Annotated in this window: 21 protein-coding genes, 1 tRNA gene and 1 riboswitch; of the genes, 20 read left to right on the forward strand and 2 right to left on the reverse strand. The window is 60.9% G+C overall.

Annotation, left to right across the window (positions count from 1 at the left end; all coding sequences use genetic code 11):
* Nucleotides 1-136: 136 nt before the first annotated feature.
* From DW211_RS09095 to DW211_RS09130, 8 genes are all read left to right on the forward strand, one after another.
* The gene (locus DW211_RS09095; protein WP_055309449.1) at nt 137-943 is read left to right on the forward strand and encodes a YebC/PmpR family DNA-binding transcriptional regulator; all 807 of its coding nucleotides are present in this window, start codon (nt 137-139) and stop codon (nt 941-943) included.
* Between the two features lie 166 nt (nt 944-1,109).
* Nucleotides 1,110-1,655 carry a hypothetical protein gene (locus tag DW211_RS09100; RefSeq protein WP_118260406.1) on the forward strand — a complete coding sequence of 182 codons (546 nt, stop codon included), beginning with the start codon at nt 1,110-1,112 and terminating at the stop codon, nt 1,653-1,655.
* A complete protein-coding gene (locus DW211_RS09105; protein WP_233502694.1) occupies nt 1,648-2,025 on the forward strand; it encodes a DUF2273 domain-containing protein in 378 nt (125 codons plus the stop codon). The genes DW211_RS09100 and DW211_RS09105 overlap by 8 nt, the downstream gene beginning before the upstream one ends.
* Before the next feature lie 44 nt (nt 2,026-2,069).
* Nucleotides 2,070-2,591 (forward strand): Asp23/Gls24 family envelope stress response protein, encoded by a 522-nt coding sequence (locus tag DW211_RS09110; RefSeq protein WP_117785885.1) that lies wholly within the window; start codon nt 2,070-2,072, stop codon nt 2,589-2,591.
* A gap of 204 nt (nt 2,592-2,795) precedes the next feature.
* Complete coding sequence (locus DW211_RS09115) at nt 2,796-3,818, forward strand: YitT family protein (protein ID WP_118066489.1); 1,023 nt, start codon at nt 2,796-2,798, stop codon at nt 3,816-3,818.
* Nucleotides 3,819-3,968: 150 nt separating this feature from the next.
* Nucleotides 3,969-5,342: a zinc-ribbon domain-containing protein gene (locus DW211_RS09120; RefSeq protein WP_158568521.1), complete on the forward strand. Its 1,374-nt coding sequence runs from the start codon at nt 3,969-3,971 to the stop codon at nt 5,340-5,342.
* A 195-nt stretch (nt 5,343-5,537) separates the two neighbouring features.
* Complete coding sequence (locus DW211_RS09125; RefSeq protein ID WP_118260410.1) at nt 5,538-6,203, forward strand: DUF4234 domain-containing protein; 666 nt, start codon at nt 5,538-5,540, stop codon at nt 6,201-6,203.
* 13 nt (nt 6,204-6,216) lie between these two features.
* On the forward strand, nt 6,217-6,693 hold the full coding sequence (locus DW211_RS09130; protein ID WP_199575434.1) for a DUF2752 domain-containing protein: 477 nt from the start codon (nt 6,217-6,219) through the stop codon (nt 6,691-6,693).
* Between the two features lie 106 nt (nt 6,694-6,799).
* Here DW211_RS09130 and DW211_RS09135 read toward each other — a convergent pair whose 3' ends face one another.
* Complete coding sequence (locus DW211_RS09135; protein ID WP_117785881.1) at nt 6,800-8,263, reverse strand: M20 family metallopeptidase; 1,464 nt, start codon at nt 8,261-8,263, stop codon at nt 6,800-6,802.
* A gap of 168 nt (nt 8,264-8,431) precedes the next feature.
* Between DW211_RS09135 and DW211_RS09140 the strand changes: the two genes are divergently transcribed.
* The 12 genes from DW211_RS09140 (at nt 8,432) to DW211_RS09195 (ending at nt 22,512) form a co-directional block, all read left to right on the forward strand.
* A complete protein-coding gene (locus DW211_RS09140) occupies nt 8,432-10,069 on the forward strand; it encodes an amidohydrolase (protein ID WP_233540570.1) in 1,638 nt (545 codons plus the stop codon).
* Nucleotides 10,070-10,504: 435 nt separating this feature from the next.
* Entirely contained in the window at nt 10,505-10,798 is a 294-nt protein-coding gene (groES, locus tag DW211_RS09145; RefSeq protein WP_040358989.1) for a co-chaperone GroES, read from the forward strand.
* Nucleotides 10,799-10,894: 96 nt separating this feature from the next.
* Nucleotides 10,895-12,532 carry a chaperonin GroEL gene (gene groL, locus DW211_RS09150; RefSeq protein WP_006234938.1) on the forward strand — a complete coding sequence of 546 codons (1,638 nt, stop codon included), beginning with the start codon at nt 10,895-10,897 and terminating at the stop codon, nt 12,530-12,532.
* 394 nt (nt 12,533-12,926) lie between these two features.
* A riboswitch (FMN riboswitch) is annotated at nt 12,927-13,119 on the forward strand.
* A 5-nt stretch (nt 13,120-13,124) separates the two neighbouring features.
* A complete protein-coding gene (locus DW211_RS09155; RefSeq protein WP_117786924.1) occupies nt 13,125-13,715 on the forward strand; it encodes an ECF transporter S component in 591 nt (196 codons plus the stop codon).
* Nucleotides 13,712-15,616 (forward strand): energy-coupling factor transporter ATPase, encoded by a 1,905-nt coding sequence (locus DW211_RS09160; RefSeq protein ID WP_118260412.1) that lies wholly within the window; start codon nt 13,712-13,714, stop codon nt 15,614-15,616. The genes DW211_RS09155 and DW211_RS09160 overlap by 4 nt, the downstream gene beginning before the upstream one ends.
* Nucleotides 15,616-16,416, forward strand: a complete 801-nt coding sequence (locus tag DW211_RS09165) for an energy-coupling factor transporter transmembrane protein EcfT (protein WP_118260414.1) — start codon at nt 15,616-15,618, stop codon at nt 16,414-16,416. The genes DW211_RS09160 and DW211_RS09165 overlap by 1 nt, the downstream gene beginning before the upstream one ends.
* Before the next feature lie 30 nt (nt 16,417-16,446).
* Nucleotides 16,447-16,893, forward strand: coding sequence for a pyridoxamine 5'-phosphate oxidase family protein (locus DW211_RS09170; RefSeq protein ID WP_118260416.1), 447 nt, complete (start codon nt 16,447-16,449; stop codon nt 16,891-16,893).
* 54 nt (nt 16,894-16,947) lie between these two features.
* Nucleotides 16,948-17,358, forward strand: coding sequence for a pyridoxamine 5'-phosphate oxidase family protein (locus DW211_RS09175; protein WP_118260418.1), 411 nt, complete (start codon nt 16,948-16,950; stop codon nt 17,356-17,358).
* 266 nt (nt 17,359-17,624) lie between these two features.
* Nucleotides 17,625-18,695: an N-acetyl-gamma-glutamyl-phosphate reductase gene (gene argC, locus DW211_RS09180; protein WP_118260420.1), complete on the forward strand. Its 1,071-nt coding sequence runs from the start codon at nt 17,625-17,627 to the stop codon at nt 18,693-18,695.
* Between the two features lie 134 nt (nt 18,696-18,829).
* Nucleotides 18,830-20,098: a bifunctional glutamate N-acetyltransferase/amino-acid acetyltransferase ArgJ gene (argJ, locus tag DW211_RS09185; RefSeq protein WP_118260422.1), complete on the forward strand. Its 1,269-nt coding sequence runs from the start codon at nt 18,830-18,832 to the stop codon at nt 20,096-20,098.
* 81 nt (nt 20,099-20,179) lie between these two features.
* Complete coding sequence (argB, locus tag DW211_RS09190) at nt 20,180-21,160, forward strand: acetylglutamate kinase (RefSeq protein ID WP_117786920.1); 981 nt, start codon at nt 20,180-20,182, stop codon at nt 21,158-21,160.
* Between the two features lie 68 nt (nt 21,161-21,228).
* Entirely contained in the window at nt 21,229-22,512 is a 1,284-nt protein-coding gene (locus DW211_RS09195) for an aminotransferase class III-fold pyridoxal phosphate-dependent enzyme (RefSeq protein WP_117786919.1), read from the forward strand.
* A 979-nt stretch (nt 22,513-23,491) separates the two neighbouring features.
* Here DW211_RS09195 and DW211_RS09200 read toward each other — a convergent pair.
* Nucleotides 23,492-23,567 (reverse strand) — tRNA-Val (locus DW211_RS09200).
* Between the last annotated feature and the right edge of the window lie 116 nt (nt 23,568-23,683).

Here is a 23,683-nt window from a genome sequence, read left to right on the forward strand (position 1 = left end):
ACCAAGGGGCTGTATCATCACGACGCCTTCATTTTGGGGTTTATCTCGCAGGCCAGTAGGTATATCATAACGACGTTTGTTTATATTGCCCGAGCATCTGCGCTGGGCTTTAGGTCGAAACCGATAGGAGACACGTATGTCCGGACACTCTAAGTGGGCCACAACCAAGCATCGTAAGGGCGCGCAGGACGCCAAGCGTTCCGCCCTCTTCTCCAAGCTGAGCCGCAACATCACCGTTGCTGCCCGTCTCGGCGGCGACCCGCTGCCCGAGAACAACGCCAGCCTCGCTGCCGCTGTTGCCAAGGCCAAGGCTCAGTCCATGCCTAAGGACAAGATCAAGTCCGCTATCGACAAGGCTTTTGGTTCGGGTGCCGATGCCGCCGTCTACGAGAACATCGTGTACGAGGGCTACGGTCCCGCCGGTGTCGCCGTCTACGTCGACTGCCTGACCGATAACCGCAACCGTACTGCCGCCGATGTCCGTTCCGCCTTCTCCCACGCTGGTGGCAACCTGGGCACCTCCGGTTCCGTCGCCTTCCAGTTTGAGCGCAAGGGCCAGATTGTCGTCGCCAAGGAGATCCTGGACGAGAACGCTAAGAAGGAGACCATGATCGCCAACGGTGCTGCCGGTGACGAGGATGAGTTCATGATGGCAATCGCCGAGGCCGGTGGCGAGGACTACGAGGACGCCGGCGAGGAGTGGATCGTCTGGACCGCTGCTAACGACGTCATGGCTGTCTCCAAGGCACTCGAGGAGCAGGGCATCCAGGTCAAGGGCTCCGAGACCACCATGGTCCCGACCACCCCGACCGAGGTCTCTGGCACCGATGCCAAGAAGGTCCAGCGCCTCATCGACCGCCTCGAGGAGCTCGACGACGTCCAGGACGTCTACAGCACCATGGATATGACCGACGAGGTCATCGCTGCCCTCGAGGAGGAGTAGCACCCGCGCGGGTTAAGCCGCGCATATCTGGGCATAATGAAGCGAGCATGCAAGCCTCGTGGAATGGATGAGCCGGATCCGCGTGCGTAGAGCACCGGACCCGGCTCTTTTATAATGATGCGAATCGTTTTGCATTCTGTGGACCGAGACCCGAAAGGAGCGCCGCATGCGCGTGCTCAAACGAGCCCTAGCAATCGTGTACCTTGCCGCCGCCATCGTGGCGCTGGGCACGCTTGTCTGCCAGTTCTGGGGACCGTATACGTATCGCTTTATGCTGCTGTTGCGTGACGCCATGCCTCGCGCCGTCGTTACGGTGTGCGCCGCCATCGTGGCGCTTGGCGTGCTCATTGGGTTTTTCCGCTTGATGTTCGCGCGTCGCGAGCCGTCCTGCGTGCATCCGGCGGGGGAGCGCAATATCGAGGTCACGCTCGCAGCGCTTTCCTCGTGCGCCCGTGCCGCGGCGGAGTGCGATGATCGCGTGATGGTTGAGCATATCGAGGCGCGCGTTCAAGGCTCCGACGAGTCGCGCGTTCGTTTTAAGGTCGAGGCCATCGCGCTCGATGATAAGGACGTTGCCGCTCTTGCCACCTCGATGCAGCAGCGCATCGAGCAGGCCTGCGACACCATGCTCGGCACGCCGGGCACGACCGCGCGCGTCCGTTTTTTGCCGTCCAAGACTACCGTCCAGACCGTGGAGGTTTCCGGTGAGTGATACCAACCAAGACAAGACCGCCCGCACGCCGCGCCTGACGATCGATCAGAACGCTATGCCGGCAGGCGAGTCCGCCGACACCAAGCCCGAGGCCGGCGAGCAGCACGACAGCGCCGCCAACGACTTTGACGAGGCCATGGGTCTCATCAAAGGTACGGGCGCTGCTATCTGGAGCTACGCCGTGCGCCACCCCAACACTACGCTCGGCGCCGTGGCAGGCTTTATCCTCGCCGTGCTGGTACTTACGTTGGGCCTGTGGGACACGCTCGTCATCGCATTCTTTGTGCTGATCGGCGCCGTGATCGGCCAGATTCGCGACGGCGAGAACGGTATCGTTAACTTCTTCGGCCGTCTGTTTAGCGGCCGCTAATATGTATTCGACTGTCGCATCCGTGGCAGGCATAAGGAGGAACCATGGCTTTTAACACGAAGGTCGATGTGGCCGATACCGAGCTCGAGACGAACGAGGCCGTCGCCGCCGAGGCGGAGGACGTAACGCTCGAGGACGAGGCACTCGTCGAGGCAGAGTCCGAAGACGAGGCGGACGAGGATGACGAGGAGGCGGACGAGTCCGAGGACTCGCTGACATATTCCAACGGCGTGATTGAGAAGATCGTCGCCATGGCCACCCGCGAGGTGCCGCACGTTCTGGGCATGAAGGGCAACCTCATGCACTTTGTGCAGGAGCAGTTTGGTGCCGAGAACCTGACCAAGGGCGTGACGGTCGAGGTCACCGACGACAACCGCGTGGTTGTCAACATCTCGGTCATCATCGAGTACGGCGCCTATGCGCCTGCGATCTTTGACGACGTTAAGGCGCGCGTCACCGAGCGTCTTGCCGCGATGACCGGCCTTGAGGTGGCAGGCGTCAACCTGCGCATCGAGGATGTCATCACCCCCGAGGAGTACGAGCACCGTACCAGCCAGCACGAGTAACCTACCAAAAAGGGATGTTTATTTTGGCAGGTTTTATCTGCGAAAACGTTAAACGGCCGACCGCGCAAGCAAAAGCGTGGCCGGCCGTTTTTGTACGCACCCGATGTAGTCATACCGCTCGTCTAACTAAGGGTTGCAATCCCCACGTTCCGCGTTACCCTAATGGGCGCATTGTTTCCAAATTGTTAACGAGGGGTTGCCGTAATGGCCGACGAACACGAGACCGAAAGCAAGGCATGGGCGATTGAGGCCGCTGCGGCAGAGGCGGCGTCGCGTGCCGCCGAGGAGGTGCATCGTCCTCCGGTGGTGCCGATGGAGCGCGTTGTCGATCGCGATGTTATTGAGCAAGGCGAGCGCGCTGGCCGCAAGCGCAGCCAGGAACCAGGCTTTCCTCGCTTTTTTGCCGAGCTCAACCTGGGCCTGATCCTCACGGCCTTTGCCATCGTGGCTTTCAAAACGCCCAATCACTTTGCCTTCGGCGGTACCTCGGGTGTGTCGGTCATTCTTTCTACGCTGTTCCCGACTCTGCCCGTCGGCGTCTTTATGTGGATTATCAACGCGATCCTGGTCATCCTGGGTTTTATCTTTTTGGAGCGCAAGGCAATCCTTTGGAGTGTCTTTGCCTCGTTTGCGCTTTCGGCCTACGTCTCGCTGTTTGAGCTCTTCCTCCCGACGGATGTTTCGATGACGGGCGATATGTGGCTCGACCTGTGTTTTGCCGTCATCTTGCCGGCGCTGGGCAGTGCTATTGTCTTTGACATTGGCGCCTCGACGGGTGGCACGGACATTCTTGCCATGATCCTCAAACGCCGCACCACGCTCGAGATTGGCCGCGCACTGTTGCTGGTCGATATCGGCATCGTGACCATCGCGGCTTTCCTGTATGGCCCGCGCGTCGGCCTGTACTGCGTGCTCGGCCTGTTTGCCAAGACGCTTGTGGTCGACAAGGCCATCGAGAGCATTCACCTGCGCAAGGTCTGCACGATTATTTGCGCCGAACCGCGCAAAGTCGAGGAGTTTATCGTCAAGCATCTCAACCGCACGGCAACGATCAGCCGTGGCTACGGCGCCTTCTCGGGCAAGTGCGTCACGGTGATCATGAGCGTGCTGAGCCGTCGCGAGGCAGTGCAACTGCGTCGCTATACCCGCGAGATTGACCCTGGCGCCTTCATCACCATCGTCGATAGCTCCGAAATCGTCGGCAAGGGCTTCCGCGGCACGAACTAGCGCGGACGCACCCTTCGAATCATTGAATAAGGCCGGCTACGTTGCAAATCGGCCATCTTGGGGTATTTGTCCCCACATTGGGCGATAATGATGCTAAAGACATCGTTTGCGATCCAGGTGATTCGCTCTAGATACGAAGGGATGATTTCGATGTTCTGTTCGCAGTGTGGCGCCCCCATGGGCGATAACGACAAGTTCTGCGGCGTGTGCGGTGCCCCTAATACCGAGGTCAAGGCCGCCGGCCCCGCTTCGCAAGCTCAACCCCAACCCCAACCGAAGGGTCAGCCGTTTGTCCAACCGCAGCCCCAGCCGTTCGTTGCGCCCCAGCCGGCTATGAACGCGCCCAAGGGCTGCATGGCGCAGGCCTTCAACGATATGCTTAAGGTTCCCGGCGCCCTGGTTCGCGTATGTCAGATTGCCTTTTTGCCGGCGCTGATCTGCGTCGTGTCGGTGCTGGTGCTGTTTATCCCCGTTATCGGTGGCATCGCGGCGGCCATTGGCTTTTTGCTCGCTTACGTGGCAAGCGTGTGCGGCGCTGGCTTTGCTATCGAGTGGGGTCGCGACCTGTCGCTCAAGGACGATAACGGCATGGAGCGTCCGCTGCTGCGCTCGACCTCCTTTGGACTGGGCATCTTCTCGTCTGTCATTACGAACGTGCTCGGGTTCGTGGCCATTATTCCAGTGATTGGCGTGGTGTTCTCGGTGCTTGAGAGCGCTGTGATCGGTGCCGTTGGTTCGTACTATTACTTCGGTTCGAGCGTCCTCGAGGGCGCACTCATCGGGTCGATGGGTCTGCTTGTCTTTGCCATGATCGTATCGGCGGTGTTGGGCATCTTCTTTAAGATGTTTGGCGATGCCGCTGTGATGCACTTTGCAGTCGCCGGCCGCGTGGAAAGCGCGTTTTCGCTCGAGAAGGTTTGGAAGTCCTATAAGGCCAACCTGGGCAAGTTGTTCTGCGCATCGATTCTCCCCGAGTTTTTGACGGGCATTGTTTCCAATATCATCACCTGGATTTTCACCGCCATCTTTGGTTTTGTTGCCGCGCTGGGCATTAGCAGCTATGGCTACTACGGCTACTATTCTCGTCCTTCGGGTCTTGAGGCAATCATCGAGGGTGGCGGCATTACGCTCATCCTGTTCCTGATGATCATCGCCTTTGTCACCGTGTTCCTGAATGTGTTTGGCACGATGCTCAAATATCGTGCCGTTGGCTACTGGGCCGCGCGCCATGCCAGCGGGTGGGCCGATGAGGATACCGATGATGTCCTGACGTTTGTGCTCCCGGGTGAGAAGAAGCCTGCTCCTGCGGGGTTCAATCCCACGGCCGCCACTGGTGCTGCACCTGCCCCGGCACCCGCGCCTGCACCTGCCCCGGCACCTGCCCCGGCACCCGCGCCGGCGCCTGCTCCGGCACCTGCCCCTGCGCCCGAGGCGACGCCTGCGGAACCCGATTGGAATGCCGTTGCCACGCCGGCGGATGAGCCGGGCGATGATCCTGCTGCCGAAAACAATCAAACCGAATAGTCGGTCGAGGCGCCCTGGGCAACTGAGCCCGGGGTGCCTTTTTCTGCTGCGAAAGCAGGAAAAGGCATGGGAAAACGGTTGCAGCAATATTTTTCGGAAATTGGTCAATGTTGCGCAACAACGTCGCGGCTATTGTTGAGAACATAGACGTGTAAGGTTTGAAGGCGTGCGACGCCTTAGGAAAAGGAGAAGCTTATGTTCTGTCCCACTTGTGGTTCTCCCATTTCGGATGATGCCAAATTCTGCCCTGTTTGCGGTTCTGCCATCGGTGCCGCCCCCGCCGCTCCTGCTCCGCAGCCCGCACCTCAGCCCCAGCCTGCTCCGCAACCCACGCAGATTCAGCCCACTCCGGTTCAGGCAGTTCAGCCCCAGCCTCAGCAGCAGTACACCGGGCAGCAGCAGTACGCCGGCCAGCGGCAGTATGCTCAGCAGCCTGCGCCTGCCCCGATGGGCTATGCTCCGATTAAGACCGACCGTGGCGTGATCGGTTGGCTCCTGCTTTCCATCGTGACCTGCGGCATCTATTCGTATTACTTCCTCTATTGCCTTGCCCGCGACATCAATGTCATGTGCCAGGATGACGGCGATTCCACGCCGGGTCTGGCAGCATTCATCTTGCTGTCGTTCGTGACCTGCGGCTTCTACGGACTCTACTGGTACTACAAGATTGGTAACCGCCTGCAGGCTAATGCCCCTCGCTATGGCCTGATGTTCCAGGAGAACGGCACCACCGTTCTTATGTGGCAGATTGTCGGCGCGCTGCTGTGCGGCCTTGGCCCCATCTTTGCCATGAACATCATCATTAAGAACACCAATGCCATGGCAACGGCTTACAACGCCCGTCTTGGCGCTCGTGCCTAACGACAAGAGCGGCGTGAACAGCTCTCAGGGACATAAGGGCGCGGCGGAGCTCATTCGCCGCGCCCTTTCTTGCATCGGCGCGCTCTTTGTCGCCTGGCTCGCACTTTACCTGCTCGATATCGGCTGCGTGTTTCGCCTGATGACGGGCATTCCCTGTCCGGGATGTGGCATGACGAGGGCCTGGCTGGCAGCGCTGCGCCTCGATTTTTCGGCGGCCTTTGCCTACCATCCGCTGTTTTGGGTGGTGCCGATTGCGTTTGCGCTCGCGTTCGTGCGCGAGGAGGTGGCATCGAGCAAGCTAAGGCGTGGCATTGACATTGCGGTTATTGTTCTGTGTGTGCTGGTCGTTGCCGTATGGATCGTGCGTCTTATCAACCCGGCAGACGCGGGCCTGCTCTTTGGTGGGCACGCTCCCGCCGGAGTTCCCACCGATATCATCCACCTCGAAACCCCACGCTGGCTCACCATCCTTCGCTCTTACCTGTCGTGACGGAGGACGCGCTAGAAAAGCGGTCGACACATAAGCGGGGGCGAACGTTGAGATAACGTTCGCCCCCGCTTTGCTCTAGCCAGGTTGTTATGGGTGGGCGTGACGGCTACTCGTCGCGCTTCTCCTCGTGGCGAGCGGCAGCCCGCGCATCGTGGATGCCCTTGATGGCAGCATGGCGGGCGGTGCGGGCGTCGTGCATGGCGTCGCGGGCCTCGGCGGCCGTTGCCTTGGCAGAGCGCAGCTTGGCGGCCAGGTCGGGATTGGTCTCGGCAACCGCGGCGATCGTGGGGCCGTCGAGCTCTTCTTGTGTGGGCTCGGCCAAAAAGTCGATGGCATACTGGGCGGCTACCATGGAGCCCTTGGCGAGCACACTCTCGTCGATCTTGTAGAAGCAGGAGTGCTGGGCATAGGTGGCGCCGATCTGGGGGTTGCGCGTGCCAACAAAGGCGAGCACGCCCGGCACACGGCGCAGGTACTCCGAGAAATCCTCGCCCGAAAGCGTGCCGCGGTAATGGCCCTCGCCTGCGGGGCCCAGGCACTTGAGCACAGCTTGGCGGCAGCGCTCGCTCGAGGCGGCATCGTTTTCGACCTTGTAGTTGGCGATAGTGTAGTCGGTGAGTTCGGCCTCGGCGCCTAGTGCTGCTGCGGTGTGCTCCACGATGCGGCGCATAAGCTCGGGCATCTCCTCATGCGTCTTGTCGCCATAGGTGCGCACTGTGCCAGCGAGGTACGCCGTGCCGGCGATAACGTTGCGCGCGGTGCCGCCGTGCAGTTCGCCGACGGTGATGACGGCGGGTTCGTAGGGGCTAATCTCGCGCGAGACGATGGTCTGCAGGGCGTTGACGATCTCTGCCGCCACCATAACGGCGTCGTGGCCGCGCTGGGGCATGGCACCGTGGCACGAGGTGCCGCGAACGTCGATGCGGAACCAGTCGGTATTGGCCATGCGCGGGCCGGGCTCGCAGCTCACGGTGCCGGCGTCGACCTCGCTCCAGATGTGCGCGGCATAGGCACCGTCGACACCATCGAGTACGCCCGTGCCGATCATGAGCTTGGCGCCCTGGCCGTTTTCCTCGCTGGGCTGGAATACGATACGAATCTCGCCGTGGATGTCATCGGTCATGTGGCGCAGAATCTGCAACGTGCCGAGCATCATGGCGATATGGCAGTCGTGGCCGCAGGCATGCATGCAGCCCTCGTTGACGCTGGCGAACTCCTCGCCGGTCTGCTCGGTGACGGGCAGGGCGTCGATATCGGCGCGCAGCAGGATGCGGCGGCGCGGCGTGCCGTCCTCGCGGTAGGCATCCGGCGCGGTACCGCGAAGCGTTGCCACCAAGCCGGTCTTGAGCGGACGCTCGTAGGGGATATTCATGGCGTCGAGCTGGTTAGCGATGTCGGAGGTCGTGCGCTCCTCGGCAAGGCTCAGCTCCGGGTGCTTATGGAAGTGCCGGCGCTGCTTGATGATATAGGGCTCAAACTCGGCGGCGATATCTTGGATGGCCGCGGTGACGTCGTCTGCCGCGCGAACCTCGATTGCTGCCATAATCTGCTGTGCCTTGGTTTTCGTCATGGTCGATTTGCTCCTTGCTGGGTTGATCGCAAAATCGTACAGGCTCTCTCCAGTATGCCACCTGCCGCTAGGGCTGGTAAAGTTGCCGTTTGCCGCTTGGAGTTTTGTTGCAAGGGCGGGGGAGTACACTCGGGGGTGTTGAATTTCCTGCCAGAGATGGGGATGCCCATGCAACATATCGATCGGATTATCCGCTCCAAGAACGTTTTTACCGCGCAAGACGGTATCGATACCGCCCGCGAGCTGGCGATTGCCATTGCGGGCGATCGCATCGTCGCAGTCGGTGCGCCCGATGACGTGATTGACGCCGCACCTGCCGCCACGCCGGTGGTCGATTACGGCGAGCAGTTTGTCTGCCCCGGTTTCCACGATGCGCACCTGCATTTCTTCCATACCTCGGTTGGCTCCTCACCGTATATGCTCATGGATATGGGCACGTCCGAGGCGGCGCTGGTGCAGGACGCGCTCAAGTTTTCCCAGGACCTGCCCGACGACGCCTGGGTCGTGACGCAGGGCTGGCGCGATTACCGCTGGGATCCGCCCGAGCACCCTACCAAGGCCTCCCTCGATGCGGCATTTCCTGATCGTCCCTGCGTTATGTACTCGGGCGACGGGCACACGCTGTGGCTCAACAGCCGCGCGCTCGAAGCACTCGGCGTGACGCGCGACAGCGAGCCGCCGGCGGGTGGCAGCTACGACAAGGATGCAAATGGCGAGCTCACGGGTATCGCTCACGAGGCTGCGGCCATGCAGCTGCTGCCGCGCTGTCTTGAGTGGCTGGGCGAGGATCGCATCGCGAGCGCGTATGCCGACCAAATGAAACGCATGGCCGAGCAGGGCATTACCTCGATTTGCGACATGTCGCTCATGCCCATGCCGGGCTGTGACTTTATCCGCGACGACGTCTACGACAAGCTTCAGGCGATTGGCAAGCTGGGCATTCGCGCCCACCTGTTCCCCACGCTGTTGGATGACCAATCGCGCTTGGAAGAACTTCAGACCCGCTACGCAAACAATGCGTTGCTCTCGGCGCCGGGCTTTAAGCAGTTCTTCGATGGCGTGTCGAGCGAGCACACCGCATACCTCACCGATCCCTATACCAACCCGCGCTTCCCGGGCGACCAGGGCCGTCTGACGGTTCCCGTCGAGCGCATGCGCAAGCTGGTCCTGGCGGCAGCCGAGCGCGGCCACACCGTGCGCATCCACGTTATCGGCGACGGCGCCATCCATGCCGCACTCGATATCTTTGAGGAGGCGGCAGAGCTCTACGGTTTGCCCCCGCACGGCCATAATACGCTTGAGCATTTGGAGAATCTGCTGCCCGAGGACATCGATCGTCTGCGCAAGCTCAACGTCATTGCCTCGAGCCAGCCCTGCCATATCACGCTCGACCCGGGTGGCCCGGAGCGCGACCTGGGCCTGGAACGCAGCCGCATCATGTGGCCGTTCGCAACTTATCAGCAGCGCGGTATCCGTCAAGCTTTCGGTACCGACAGCCCCATCACGGCCGTTACCAGCTTGAACGTGCTCTACACGGCTATCACGCGCCAAGATCCCCGCAGCCACTGGCCCGAGGGCGGCTGGCTGCCGAGCGAGCGTATCGACGCGGCAACGGCCCTGCGCAACTACACGCTTGGCAGCGCGTACGCAGCGGGCGACGAGCAAAACCTCGGCAGCCTAGAGCCCGGCAAATACGCCGACCTGGTAGTCCTGGACCAAAACCTGCTCACCATCGACCCCCAAGAACTCCAAGCCACCAAAGTCCAAGCCACCTACCTGGCAGGTAACTTAATCTACGAGCGCTAGCCCCATACCCCACCCACAAGGGGCGCGTTTCAGCAACGTGCCCCTTTCTTGTTCGCACCATCCGCATCGCCATTTTGCTGTACTGACTTTTCTGAATGCCGGGCCCGAATTAGTTAACCTGGCTCCCGTGTGGCTCCGGAGGGGCGGGGCATAAGGTTTATCGCGAGTTCCGCACGAGCCGAAGGCCACTTAATGTGGCCTTCGTGCGAGCAGGACTGCCCGAGCAGGAAACCTTATGCCCCGCCCCTCCGGAGCCACACGGGAGCCACTGCTAAGTTATCCCCCGGCATTCAGAAAATCTAAGTGCCAAAAAATAAGATTTTTTGACTCCGTGTTGTATAACCCGCCATTCGTGGGTACCATTCAACGCGTACGCAAACAAAAAGGGTTAACCCGCGCGGCATGACCGCGCGGCCCACAAAGGAGGAAACAAGCATGTCGTCTTTGAAGCCGCTTGCAGATCGCGTCCTGGTCAAGCCCGACGAGGCCGAGCAGAAGACCGCTTCTGGTCTGTATATCGCCAGCAACGCTCAGGAGAAGCCGCAGCGCGGCACCATCGTTGCCGTTGGCGCCGGTAAGGTCAACGACAAGGGTGAGCGCATCCCTATGGACGTTCAGGTCGGCGACGTTGTCATCTACGGTAAGTTCGGCGGCAACGAGGTCAAGGTCGACGGCGAGAAGTATCTGCTGATGCGCGCCGACGACATCTACGCCGTCGTCGAGGCCTAGTCTCGTCAGAATCTCTGATTCGTCTTTGAACGCGCCCGCCGCATAGGACTCGGAAGCGGCGACGCGAGTCACATTTCTTTTGGAGGATTACCTACCATGGCAAAGAACATTACGTTCAACACCGATGCCCGCGCCAAGCTCGCCAAGGGCGTCAACACTCTGGCCGACGCCGTTACCGTCACCATGGGCCCCAAGGGCCGCTACGTTGCGCTGCAGCGCACGTTCGGTGCCCCGACCATCACCAACGACGGCGTTTCCGTCGCTAAGGAGATTGAGCTCGAGGACAACATCGAGAACATGGGCGCTCAGCTGGTGAAGGAGGTCGCCACCAAGACCAACGACACCGTGGGTGACGGCACCACCACCGCAACCCTGCTCGCTCAGGCTATCGTCAACGACGGTCTGCGCAACGTCGCCGCCGGCGCCAACCCGCTGGCTATCCGTCGCGGCATCGACAAGGCCGTCAACGCCGCCGTCGCCGAGATGAAGAAGCAGGCCAAGCCGGTCGAGACCAAGGAGCAGATCGCTTCTGTCGGCACCATCTCCGCTGGTGACCCCGAGGTCGGCGAGAAGATCGCCGAGGCCATGGAGGTCGTGGGCAAGGACGGCGTCATCACCGTCGAGGATTCCCAGACGTTCGACATCACCATCGACACTGTCGAGGGCATGCAGTTCGACAAGGGCTATGTTTCCGCTTACTTTGTCACGGACAACGACCGCATGGAGGCCGTGATGAAGGATCCGTACATCCTCATCACCGACCAGAAGATCTCCAGCGTTCAGGACATCATGCCTGTTCTCGAGGCTGTCCAGCGCGCCGGCCGTGGCCTGCTCATCATCGCTGAGGACATCGACGGCGAGGCTCTGCCGACCCTCGTCCTCAACAAGATCCGTGGCGCTCTCAACGTCTGCGCCGTCAAGGCCCCGGGCTACGGCGATCGCCGCAAGCGCATCCTCGAGGACATCGCCGTCCTCACCGGTGGTCAGGCTGCTCTGGACGAGCTGGGCGTGAAGGTCGCTGACATCACCGCCGATATGCTCGGCACCGCTAAGTCCGTCACCATTTCCAAGGACAACACCGTTGTCGTCGGCGGCGCTGGCTCCAAGGAGGCCATTGACGCCCGTATCGCTCAGATTAAGGGCGAGATGGAGAACACCACCTCTGACTTCGACCGTGAGAAGCTCCAGGAGCGCCTGGCCAAGCTCTCCGGTGGCGTTGCCGTCATCAAGGTCGGCGCTGCTACCGAGTCCGAGCTCAAGGAGATCAAGCACCGCGTCGAGGATGCCCTGCAGGCTACCCGCGCTGCTGTCGAGGAGGGCATCGTCGCCGGCGGCGGCGTCGCCTTCATGGACGCTGCTCCTGCACTCGACGCTGTCGAGATCGACGACCCCGAGGAGAAGATCGGCGTCGATATCGTCAAGAAGGCTTTGACCGCTCCGGTCGCCACCATCGCCAAGAACGCTGGCTTTGAGGGCGCTGTCGTGGTCGACAAGGTTGCCGAGCTGCCTGCTGGCCAGGGTCTCAACTCTGCCAACGGCGAGTGGGGCGACATGATCGAGATGGGCGTCCTCGACCCCGTCAAGGTCAGCCGCGTCACCCTGCAGAACGCTGCTTCTGTCGCCAGCCTGATCCTCATCACCGAGGCTACCGTCTCCGATGTCCCCAAAAACACTCAGCTTGAGGACGCTATCGCTGCTGCCACCGCTGGTCAGCAGGGCGGCGGTATGTACTAAGGCCGACAAGGTCTAGAACTCCCACCGGGAATCCGGGGGCGTGACGGGGGTTTCTCTCCGGAACGTCCTCGGACATGCAAAGAGGCTCCGCATCGCGCTTCGCGCTGCGGAGCCTCTTTGCGTCCTGCGGAATATTCCGGAGAGAAACCCCGTCACGCCCCCGGACTTCCTGCGTTTACGGCCTTGAGGTCGGCGTGGGCGGAGGACGTGGTTGTTGGGGAGACATGTCCCGGTTGCTGTTTCGCGCTTTGCGCGAAAAGCGCATCACTTTGGCGTGGACGGAGAACGTGGTTGTCGCGTTAACTTGTCCCGGGCGTATTTCTGGAGCGTTTCCCCTCGCCATAAATTACCCTTGGCATACTTGCGCGAACGCCTGCTGGTGCTACACTAGCAATTGCTGTTTCAGGGCGGGGTGAAATTCCCCACTGGCGGTAAATCGGGCGGTGTCAAAGGGACGCCGTGGCGCAGGTAAAGTGCCTGCGACCGAGCCGATGAGTCCGCGACCCGTGTGTGCGTTGGTTCGTATGCCGGCTGAACTGGTGAGATCCCAGTACCAACGGTTAGAGTCCGGATGAAAGAGGCAGGTGATCTTATGTCTGAACAGTCGCAGCATATCCATTTTGAGAACACGAATAGGTGGAGCACCAAACAGCTCGTTACCATGGCGTTGATGTGCGCCTTGGGCGCCCTGTTTATGTATGTGCAGCTGCCTATCCTTCCCTCGGCGCCGTTTTTGACGTATGACCCGTCGCTGGTGCCGGCGATGGTGTGTGGATTTGCGTATGGCCCTGGTGCCGGCACCGCTGTTGCCGCTATGGCGATCGTTATCCATGCGCTTACCACGGGCGATTGGGTTGGTGCGCTTATGAACTTGGTCGCTACGTTGGGCTTTATTCTGCCCGCGGCGATCGTCTATCAAAAGATGCACACCTATAAGGGTGCCGTGATCGGCCTGGCGCTGGGCGTTATTGCCGCTACGGCGCTTTCTATGGTTGCGAATCTGACCATCGGCGTTTGGTTCTGGTATGGCTCGGTCGATGTGATCGCCCCGCTCATGATTCCTGCCGTGCTGCCGTTCAACCTCATCAAGACCGTGCTCAACTCGGTGTTGACGCTGGCGGTGTACAAGGCGGTCTCCAACCTCATCACACCCAAGAAGGACCAGGTCAAAGGCCGCGCATGATTGAGTGTCGGGGCGTTTCCTTTAGTTATGACGGTGCCACACCGGCACTCGACGGCATCGATCTGAACATCGAGGATGGCGAGTTTTTCTGCATCCTCGGCGGCAACGGGTCGGGCAAGTCGACGTTCGCCAAGCATTTGAACGCGCTGCTGCAGCCCGATACGGGAACGGTGCGCGTCAACGGCATGGACGCGTCCGATCCCGAGCTGGTCTACGACATTCGCTCGACCGCGGGCATGGTATTCCAGAACCCGGATGATCAGCTGGTGGCGACGCTTGTCGAGGACGATGTTGCCTTTGGTCCCGAAAACCTTGGGGTGGAATCGGCCCAGATCGCGCAGCGCGTACGCGAGGCACTGAAGGGCGTGGGTTTGGTGGGCTTCGAGCGCCACGAGACCCATGCACTTTCGGGCGGACAAAAGCAGCGCGTGGCGCTTGCCGGCGTGCTCGCCATGGAACCGCGCGTGCTCATTTTGGACGAGGCGTCCTCGATGCTCGATCCGCGCGGGCGCAAGGGCCTTATGAAGGCCTGTCACGCGCTGCACGAACGCGGCATGACCATCGTGATGATTACGCACTTTATGGAAGAGGCAGCCGAGGCCGATCGCGTCGCGGTGTTTCAGGCGGGGCGCGTTGCCATGCTCGGTACGCCCGAGGAGATTCTGACGCGGGCAGATGAGCTTGCGCAGTTGAACTTGGATATGCCGGAGTCGTGCCGTTTGGGCATGGCACTTCGTGCGAAGGGCGTACCCGTTCACGCGCAGGTGCGCGAGGCGGATATGGTTGCCCAGGTTGCACAGGCCTATACCGAGCGAAGTGAGGCGGGCACCGCGGGGCAGCCTTCCGCATCTCAGTTGGAAATCGCTGACGGCACTGTTCCGGCAGACAACAAGGACAACGCGTCGGAGCCCGTCATCGAGCTATCCCATGTTTCGTACAGCTATTCGCTCAGTCCGCGCGAGCGCCGTCGCTGGCATAAGCGCTCGGCCACTGCGAGCGCATCGAACAAACAGGCTCTCTGGGGAAACGACCCGAGCAGTCCGTGGGCACTGCGCGACGTGTCTTTGACGATGCGTCGCGGCGAGTTCCTGGGGCTAGCAGGCCATACCGGTTCGGGTAAATCCACACTGGTCCAGCACCTCAACGGATTAATCCGCCCGCAGGAGGGGAGCGTTTGCGCGCTGGGGCTCGACCTGTCGCAAAAGAAAGACGCCGCCGCGGTTAAGGCTAAGGTCGGCGTGGTGTTTCAGTATCCCGAGCGCCAGCTGTTTGCCGAGTCCGTGGCGCAGGACGTGGCGTTTGGTCCGCGCAATCTTGGCCTGTCACAAGACGAGGTTGCGCGCCGTGTCGCATCATCGCTCGCGCGCGTGGGCCTCGACCTGGCTACGGTGGGCGACAAGAGCCCCTTTGAGCTTTCGGGTGGCCAACAGCGGCGCGTGGCGTTTGCCGGCGTGCTTGCCATGGAGCCCGAGGTCCTGGTACTCGATGAGCCCATGGCGGGACTCGATCCGGCGGCGCGCAGTGATTTCCTGGAGCTCATCGATCGACTTCACCATGGGGGCCTGACCGTCGTCATGGTCTCGCACAGTATGGATGACCTTGCCAATTGCTGCGACCGTATTGTCGTGATGAATGAGGGCGCGGTGTTTGCCGAGGGCACGCCCGCTCAGGTTTTTGCGCGTGCGGATGAGCTTAAATCAATCGGCTTGGGTGTTCCCGCTGCCCAGCGCATGGCGCTGGCGCTTGCGGAAGCGGGCGTGCCGCTGCGTTGCGGCGGGCTCTATACGGTTGAGTCGTTGGCCGACGAGTTGGCAGATTTGCTGATCGGTCGCTCAGACGGTTCTTCTAACGTCACGGACATTGCTAAATCCAAGACGGTCGCGCGAGAGGAGGGCTGCTAATGGAGGCGTTTTCGTTTGGCAGCTACTATCCCGGCGATAGTGCAATCCACCGCCTGGACCCGCGAACTAAGTTGCTCTTGGGCTTTGTGTTTCTGATCACGACGCTCACGGTCGGCAGCTTCCGCGGGCTGGCCCCGGTCGCAATCTTCGTTGTCCTGATCTATACCGTGTCCCGGGTGCCGGCTCGTCGCGTCCTGTCATCGATGGCGCCACTGCTGGCGATCGTCGCGGTGGTCGCGGTGCTCAACCTGTTTTCCGACCAAAGCGGGCGCATTCTGTGGCAGCTCGGCCTTTTGCAGATAAGCGAGGGCTCGCTGCATTCCGCCGCCTTTATGGCGTGCCGCCTGACCTTGATGATGGCCGGCATGAGCGCCATTACGCTCACCACACCGACGCTCGACCTCACCGCGGGCTTTGAGCGCCTGCTCGCGCCGTTTGCGCGTGTGGGACTTCCTGCGCACGAGCTCGGCATGATTATGGGTATCGCGCTGCGCTTTATGCCGCAGTTTGCCACCGAGATGAAGCAAACGGCCGATGCGCAGGCGAGCCGCGGCGCGCGCGTGACGGGAGGCCCGCTCGGCGGCGTTCGTATGCTTGGCAGTGTGGCGATTCCGCTGTTCACGGGTGTGTTCCGTCATGCCGAGACGTTGTCTGCCGCCATGGATGCCCGTTGCTATCATGGCGAGCAGGGCCGCACACGTCTGCATACGCTTGCGTTTGGCCGTGGCGATGCGTTGGCGGCGGTGGTGACGACGTTGCTGCTCATCTGCGTCATCGTCATCAATCTTCAACTTGTTTAGGCGCGATTCGAGCGCAGGAAAGGGGTCCCTATGACCGACAACGACCGCACGGCGCAGCTCGAGCGCGCCTGTTCGTATCTTAGGCGTATTCCGGCGTGGTATCTCGCCACGATCGACGTGACGGACGGACATCAGCCGCGCGTGAGGCCGTTCTCGTTTGCCGTGGTCGATGATGGCAAGCTGTGGTTTTGCACCTCGCGCGATAAGGACGTGTGGGCCGAGCTCAGCGCGAACCCCAAGTTTGAGCTCTCGGGCTGGAAACCGGGGGAGTGTTGGATTGTGCTGACCGGCGAGGCCGCGCTCGAGGACGACGCGGTTGCGAGCGACAAGGTGCGTCAAGCGGGTTTTAAGCACATGGTGGGCATCGGCGAGGAACACGAGAGTGCCAATGACGGCCGCCTTGCGTTTTTCTCGGTCCGCAATATCGTCGCCCGCTTCTGCGATATCGACGGCAGCGAGGAGCGCCTGGAGCTTTAACCCTAGGGCAGCTAAAGCAGCCCCGACCCAAAAAGACTAGTGCCAGGAGGACACATGGACGGATTGAATACAGTGTTGGAGTATCTGACGTCGGTGCCGGCATGGTATTTGGCGACGAGCGTTGACGGGCAGCCGCATGTGCGTCCGTTTTCGTTTGCGCAGATCCAGGACGGCAAGCTGTGGTTTGTAACGGCGCGCGCCAAAGACGTGTGGCAAGAGCTGCTGCAAAATCAACGCTTCGAGGCTACGAGTTGGTGGCCGGGCCATGGCTGGCTCATCTTGCGCGGGCATGCGGGTCTGGATGACCAGGCCGCTCCCGATATGCGCGAGGCAGGCTGGAAGCACCTGGAGCGCCTAGGCGAGCACTACGAGGGCGCAGACGATCCCACGCTCGTCTTCTTTAGCGTGGAGGAACCCGAGGCCTTTATCTGCAACCATGACGAATGGGTGCCGGTCGAGTTCTAAACGAGTCTCTCAGCAAGCTTCGGCAATTCAAATTCTCGCATGTAGCGGGCCCCACATTGCAACGTCACCGTAAGGTGCACTCGGCAATATGGGGCCCGTGTTTATTTGTCAATTCCTTCAAGCGAATGTGTCGGGAATGTTTCAATGCATGAATATGCAAGCCATTTACGTATTCATGCATCTTTTGGTGCTAAAGTTTCAATCCACCTCATAACGACGGCTGCGGGATGCGCATTGGTGCATAAACTGCAGACAAGGAGTCTGATATGTCTTTGAAGGTTGGAATCGTCGGTGCGGCTGGATATGCCGGCGCCGAGCTCATTCACCTCGTCCTCGGTCATCCCGAGTTTGAACTTGTTGCCATTACGTCCAACGCCGATGCCGGCCAGCCGCTGTCTGCGGTGTACCCGAGCTTTGCCGGCGTGAGCGATCTGAAATTTACCACGCATGATGCCCCCGAGCTCAAGACCTGCGACGCTGTCTTTTTGGCCGTGCCGCACACTGCCGCCATGGCGCAGGTGCCCACCCTGCTTGCCGCGGGCGTTTCCTGCTTTGACCTTTCGGCCGATTATCGCCTGAGCGATCCGGCCGTGTTCGAGGCGTGGTATGCCGCCGAGCACACGAGCCCCGAGCTGCTCAAGACGCGCGCTTTTGGCCTGCCCGAGCTGTTCTGTCGGGACTTGGAGACCGCTGCATCCGACCACGCCGACGGCAAGCCCGTACTGGTCGCCTGCGCCGGTTGCTATCCCACCGCAACGAGCCTTGCCGCCGCGCCTGCCGTGCGCGCCGGCTGGGTTGCCCAGAGCGGACCCGTGATCGTTGACGCTATCAGCGGTGTAACGGGTGCCGGTAAGTCCTGCAACGCCCGTACGCATTTTTGCAGTGCAGACGAGAACCTGGAGGCCTATGGCGTAGGAAAACATCGCCATACGCCCGAGATCGAGCAAATCCTTGGCCTGACCGATCGCGTCGTCTTTACCCCGCACCTGGCACCGCTCAAGCGCGGTCTGCTCTCCACGGTGACGCTGCCGCTCACGCCGCAGGCTCTCGATACCTTGACCCTTGAGGACGTTGTCGACCATTACAAGCAGTTCTACGCCGGTCGCACCTTTGTGCGCGTGCTCGATGCCGGCGAGCAGCCCAAGACGGCCTCGGTCGTCGGCACCAATGCTGCCCAGATCGGCCTTGTACTCAACAAGCGCGCGGGCGTGCTGGTGGCGACGGGAGCGATCGACAATCTGTGCAAGGGTGCTGCCGGTCAGGCGGTCCAGTGCGCCAACATCGTCTTTGGTTTTGACGAGCGACGAGGCTTGCCCACAGTGGCGTGCCCGGTGTAGCACATTCGATTGTTGACGATTTGGCAGTCGGGCATCGAGTGGGGCGCCACTCTTAAGCTGGTCTCATGATCACGACTGGCATGGCGCACCAACCGATGTCCGTTTTTTGTTTGATATAAGGAGTCGTAAGGACGATGAATACAGAGCAGTTCGATATCAAGATTCGTGCCGTCGAGGGTGGCATTACGGTAGCGGCCGGCTTTAGGGCCGCGGGTATTCATGCGGGTTTTCGCAAGAATCCCGAGCGCTTGGATTACGCGCTCGTCGTGCCCGATAAACCCTGTCCCGGTGCCGGCGTGTTTACGACCAATCGCTTTTGCGCAGCGCCTGTGCAGGTGAGCCGCGCCAACCTGGGCGGTACCGACAAGGGGTACGGTATCATCGCCGGCATTTCGGTCAACTCTGGCAATGCCAACGCCGCCACGGGCGAGACGGGCCTTGCCTGCGCGCGCGAGACGTGCAACATCGCCTCGCAGGTCATCGGCTGCGAGCCCCAGCAGATTCTGGTTGCCTCCACGGGTGTGATTGGCCAGATTCTGTCGATCGACACGTTTGAGACCGCCATTCCTGCTGCCTACGAGGCGCTCTCCGCCCACGGTGGCGCCGATGCCGCTCGCGCCATCATGACGACCGACACGCACTCCAAGGAGTACGCCGTATCCTACGTCAGTGAGGCTGCGGGTCATGCGGGCAATGTCTATACGGTAGGCGGAATGTGCAAGGGCTCGGGTATGATCATGCCCAACATGGCCACCATGATCGCAGTTATCACCACCGATGCCCCCGTCGAGCCTGCGGCACTTCATGCCCTGCTGCTCTCGACCGTCAAGCAGACCTTTAACAAGGTAACGGTCGATTCCGACACCTCGACCAACGACACCTGCATCATGCTTGCCTCCGGCGCCGCTGCCGCAGATGCCGAGCCTATCGTTGAGGGCTCCAATGCCTTTGACGAGTTGGCATTTGCCGTGCACGAGGTGTGCGAGAGCCTGGCGCGCAATATCGCCGCCGATGGTGAGGGCGCATCCAAGCTTGTTACGGTCAACGTTACCGGCGCCGCTAACGACGAGGAGGCCGATATCGCCGCCCGTGCCGTTGCCAACTCGCCGCTCGTTAAGACCTGCATCGCCGGCCACGACTGCAACTGGGGCCGCGTTGCCATGGCGCTTGGCAAGTGCGGCGTGAAGTTTAATCAGGAAGACGTTTCCATCGACATGATGGGCATGCCTGTCTGTCGCGACGGTCTGACTGTTCCCTTTGACGAGGACGAGGTTCTACGACGTTTTGAGGCGCCCGAGATCGTGATCTCGGCCGACCTGGGCGCAGGCGACGCGGCAACGACCGTGTGGACCTGCGACCTCACGCATGAGTACATCTCCATCAACGGCGACTACCGTTCCTAGATTCCAGGCACGCTGCGCATCTTGCCGCGATTGCGGACAGCGGAGCACGGCGCGATAACGATACGAAAGACGAGGCAGACTATGAAATTCGCACGCGATTGTCGTTCGAGCGAATCCAACGAAGCAACCGCGCAGCTGCTGTTCGAAGCGCTGCCGTGGATTAAGAACCTGACCGGCAAGACGGTTGTTATCAAATATGGCGGAGCCGCCATGGTCGACGAGCAGCTGCGTCGCGACGTGATGAGCGACATCGTCCTGCTTAAGATCATCGGCATGCGCCCCGTTATCGTGCATGGCGGCGGCAAGGCTATCAACGAGGCGCTGAGCCACTATGACATCCCCGTCGAGTTTAAGAACGGCCAGCGCGTGACCACGCCGGCGACTATGGATATCGTGCGCGAGGTGCTGGGCGGCAAGGTTAACCAGGAGCTGGTTGTCGCCATCAACCACCACGGCAACCTGGCCGTGGGCGTGTCGGGCAGCGATGCTGGCACGCTCATCGCCGAGCCGCTCGACCCCGAGCTCGGTCGCGTGGGCAAAGTGACGCACGTTAACACCGACTATATCGAGCGCTTACTCGATAGCGAGTACATCCCCGTCATCGCTACCGTCGCGGCGGGGGAGGACGGCGGTTTCTTCAACATCAACGCCGATACCGCCGCCGGTGCCGTTGCGGCGGCGCTCCATGCGCATAAGGTGATCTTTTTGACCGATGTCGACGGCCTGTACAAGGACTTTAGCGACAAGGATTCGCTCATTTCCAACCTGACGCTCGACGAGGTTAACGAGATGCTCTACGGCGGCGAGGTCGATAAGGGCATGATTCCCAAGCTGCGTGCTGCCGTCGATGCGCTTGCCGGAGGCGTATTTCGCGCTCACATCATCAACGGTACCACGCCGCATTCGCTGCTGCTGGAGCTGCTGACCGACGCCGGCGTCGGTACCGTGATCCACTCCACCGAGACGGCTTACGAGTTCGATACGCATCCGCATCCGCTTTCGACCTTTGCGGCGCGTCTGGCCGAGAACCTCGACGAGGTCGAGAAGCTCCAGACGGTCTAGCTGACCGCAGCCGCCCAATTCCTGCACCCATAGGCCTGCGCCGTCCGGCGCTCAACGAAAGGCATTCCATGTCACTTGCAGCTCAGCAATCGCTTGAATCCAATTACGTTATGCATACCTTTGGCCGCTCTCCGGTCGAGTTTGTCGAGGGTCACGGCATGAAGCTCACCGGCGACGATGGCCGTGAGTACCTCGACTTTCTTGCCGGCATCGGCGTGTGCAGCCTAGGTCATGGTGACCCGGCCGTGCTCTCGGCGCTCGAGGCACAGACCAAAAAGCTCATGCATGTCTCCAATTACTTCTACATTGAGCAGCGCGGACAGGTCGCGGCGCTGCTGTCCAAGCTTGCTAACGACGACGTAGATGGTGCGCGCGTGCTTGCCGATGCCATTGCCGCCGGCGATGAGACCACGGCAGCTGCTCTTGGTGCCCCGGCTGCGGATGAGCAGGTTTGGGAGACCTTCTTTGCCAACTCCGGCGCTGAGGCCAACGAGGGCTCGATGAAGCTCGCGCGCCTGTACGCCAAACGTGCCGGTAACGGCGGCAACACTATCGTGTGCATGCGCGGCGGCTTCCACGGCCGTACGCTCGAGACCATTGCCGCCACCATGCAGGATTGGCTGCAGGATAGTTTCCGCCCGCTGCCGGGTGGCTTTGTGGCCTGCACGCCCAACGATATCGATGAACTGCGTGCGATCTTTAAGCAGCTGGGGAGCGAAATTTGTGCCGTGATGCTCGAGCCGATCCAGGGTGAGAGCGGCGTGCACCCCATGACCGAGGAGTTTATGGCGGCAGCGCACGACCTGGCACACGAAGTGGGCGCCGTGCTTATCGCCGACGAGGTCCAGTGCGGCATCTTCCGCTCCGGCAAGCCGTTTGCATTCCAAACCTATGGCGTGGAACCCGACATCATGAGCCTTGCCAAGGGCATTGCTGATGGCGTGCCCATGGGTGCCGTCGTGGCAAAGAAGGAGATTGCCGACGTGTTTAAGCCGGGCGACCACGGCTCGACCTTTGGCGGTAGCTGCTTGGCCATCGCGGCGTGTGCCGCGACGCTCTCCGCGCTCGTGCACGGCGATTATGCCGACCATGTTGCCAAGGTAGGCGCCTATATGGAGGCAAAGCTCGCCAAGCTGCCGAACGTGACCGAGGTGCGTGGCCGCGGCTTGATGCTCGGCTGCGATCTGGACGATACTGTGGGTGATGCACACGACGTTGTGGCCCGTGCATTGGGGGCTGGTGCCGTGATTAACGCTACGGGTGCCCATACGCTGCGTTTCTTGCCGCCGCTCGTCTGCGAGGAAGCCGACGTGGACAGTCTGATCGAGATCCTGTCGGACGTTTTGGCCTAACACAGCGAAATAACTTAACTTTGACCGGGTTCCGGACTGCGGACGTGCCCTATGTGGCATGATTCAGCGGTCTGGAGCCCGTTTTGCCTTAGATTTGCTAAGGCGGGGAGACCTGCTGGTCAAATAACAATAAATATGAGTACTGTTACCGATTTGGTCGCAGCAATTTTGGACTAATAAGACCAGATGGCAAGTCGAAATGGCGATGAATGCACGATTTTGATCCAATTGCTAGTCCTTATAATGGACATATGTTTCGTAACTTAAGCAAATACTATCTTTTGATATGTTGTAAGCAAGGTGGCAGTACTCATTTTTGCCATTTTCTGGCCACGGCCTTTGTGACAGTCGTGCTGGCGGGTTCGAATCCCATGAAATGGGCCCAAAAAAGAAAGGCTCCCATTGCTGGGAGCCTATCAAATCAGTGGTGGGCGATGAGGGATGTCGCGTGCGGCTGACGCCGCCCGCTTTCGCTTCGGGCCTGCGGCCCTCGCGTGCTGCGCTGGAAAACGCTTCGCGTTTCCTCAGCTCCGCACCCTTGCGGGTTCGAATCCCCCCGCGATGGGCCCAAAAAAGAAAGGCCCCCATAGCTGGGAGCCTATCAAATCAGTGGTGGGCGATGAGGGATGTCGCGTGCGGCTGACGCCGCCCGCTTTCGCTTCGGGCCTGCGGCCCTCGCGTGCTGCGCTGGAAAACGCTTCGCGTTTCCTCAGCTCCGCACCCTTGCGGGTTCGAATCCCCCCGCGATGGGCCCAAAAAAGAAAGGCCCCCATAGCTGGGAGCCTATCAAATCAGTGGTGGGCGATGAGGGATGTCGCGTGCGGCTGACGCCGCCCGCTTTCGCTTCGGGCCTGCGGCCCTCGCGTGCTGCGCTGGAAAACGCTTCGCGTTTCCTCAGCTTCGCACCCTGTCGGGTTCGAATCCCATGCGCTGGGCCCAAACAAAAACGGTCCCCTTGCGAGGACCGTTTCCAATTCAATGGTGGGCGATGAGGGATTCGAACCCCCAGCCTTGTGCGTGTAAAGCACCTGCGCTAACCGTTGCGCCAATCGCCCGTGCGGAGAGAGTATAGCAAAACAATCGCCTCATTCACCTCATATCCATTAAAGGTAACCGACGCGTGTCACAGCCCTTGATTATCAACTTTATCCGAACACCTCCCACATTCATC

The sequence above is a fragment of the Collinsella sp. AM18-10 genome, assembly GCF_003471585.1.
GTDB lineage: Bacteria > Actinomycetota > Coriobacteriia > Coriobacteriales > Coriobacteriaceae > Collinsella.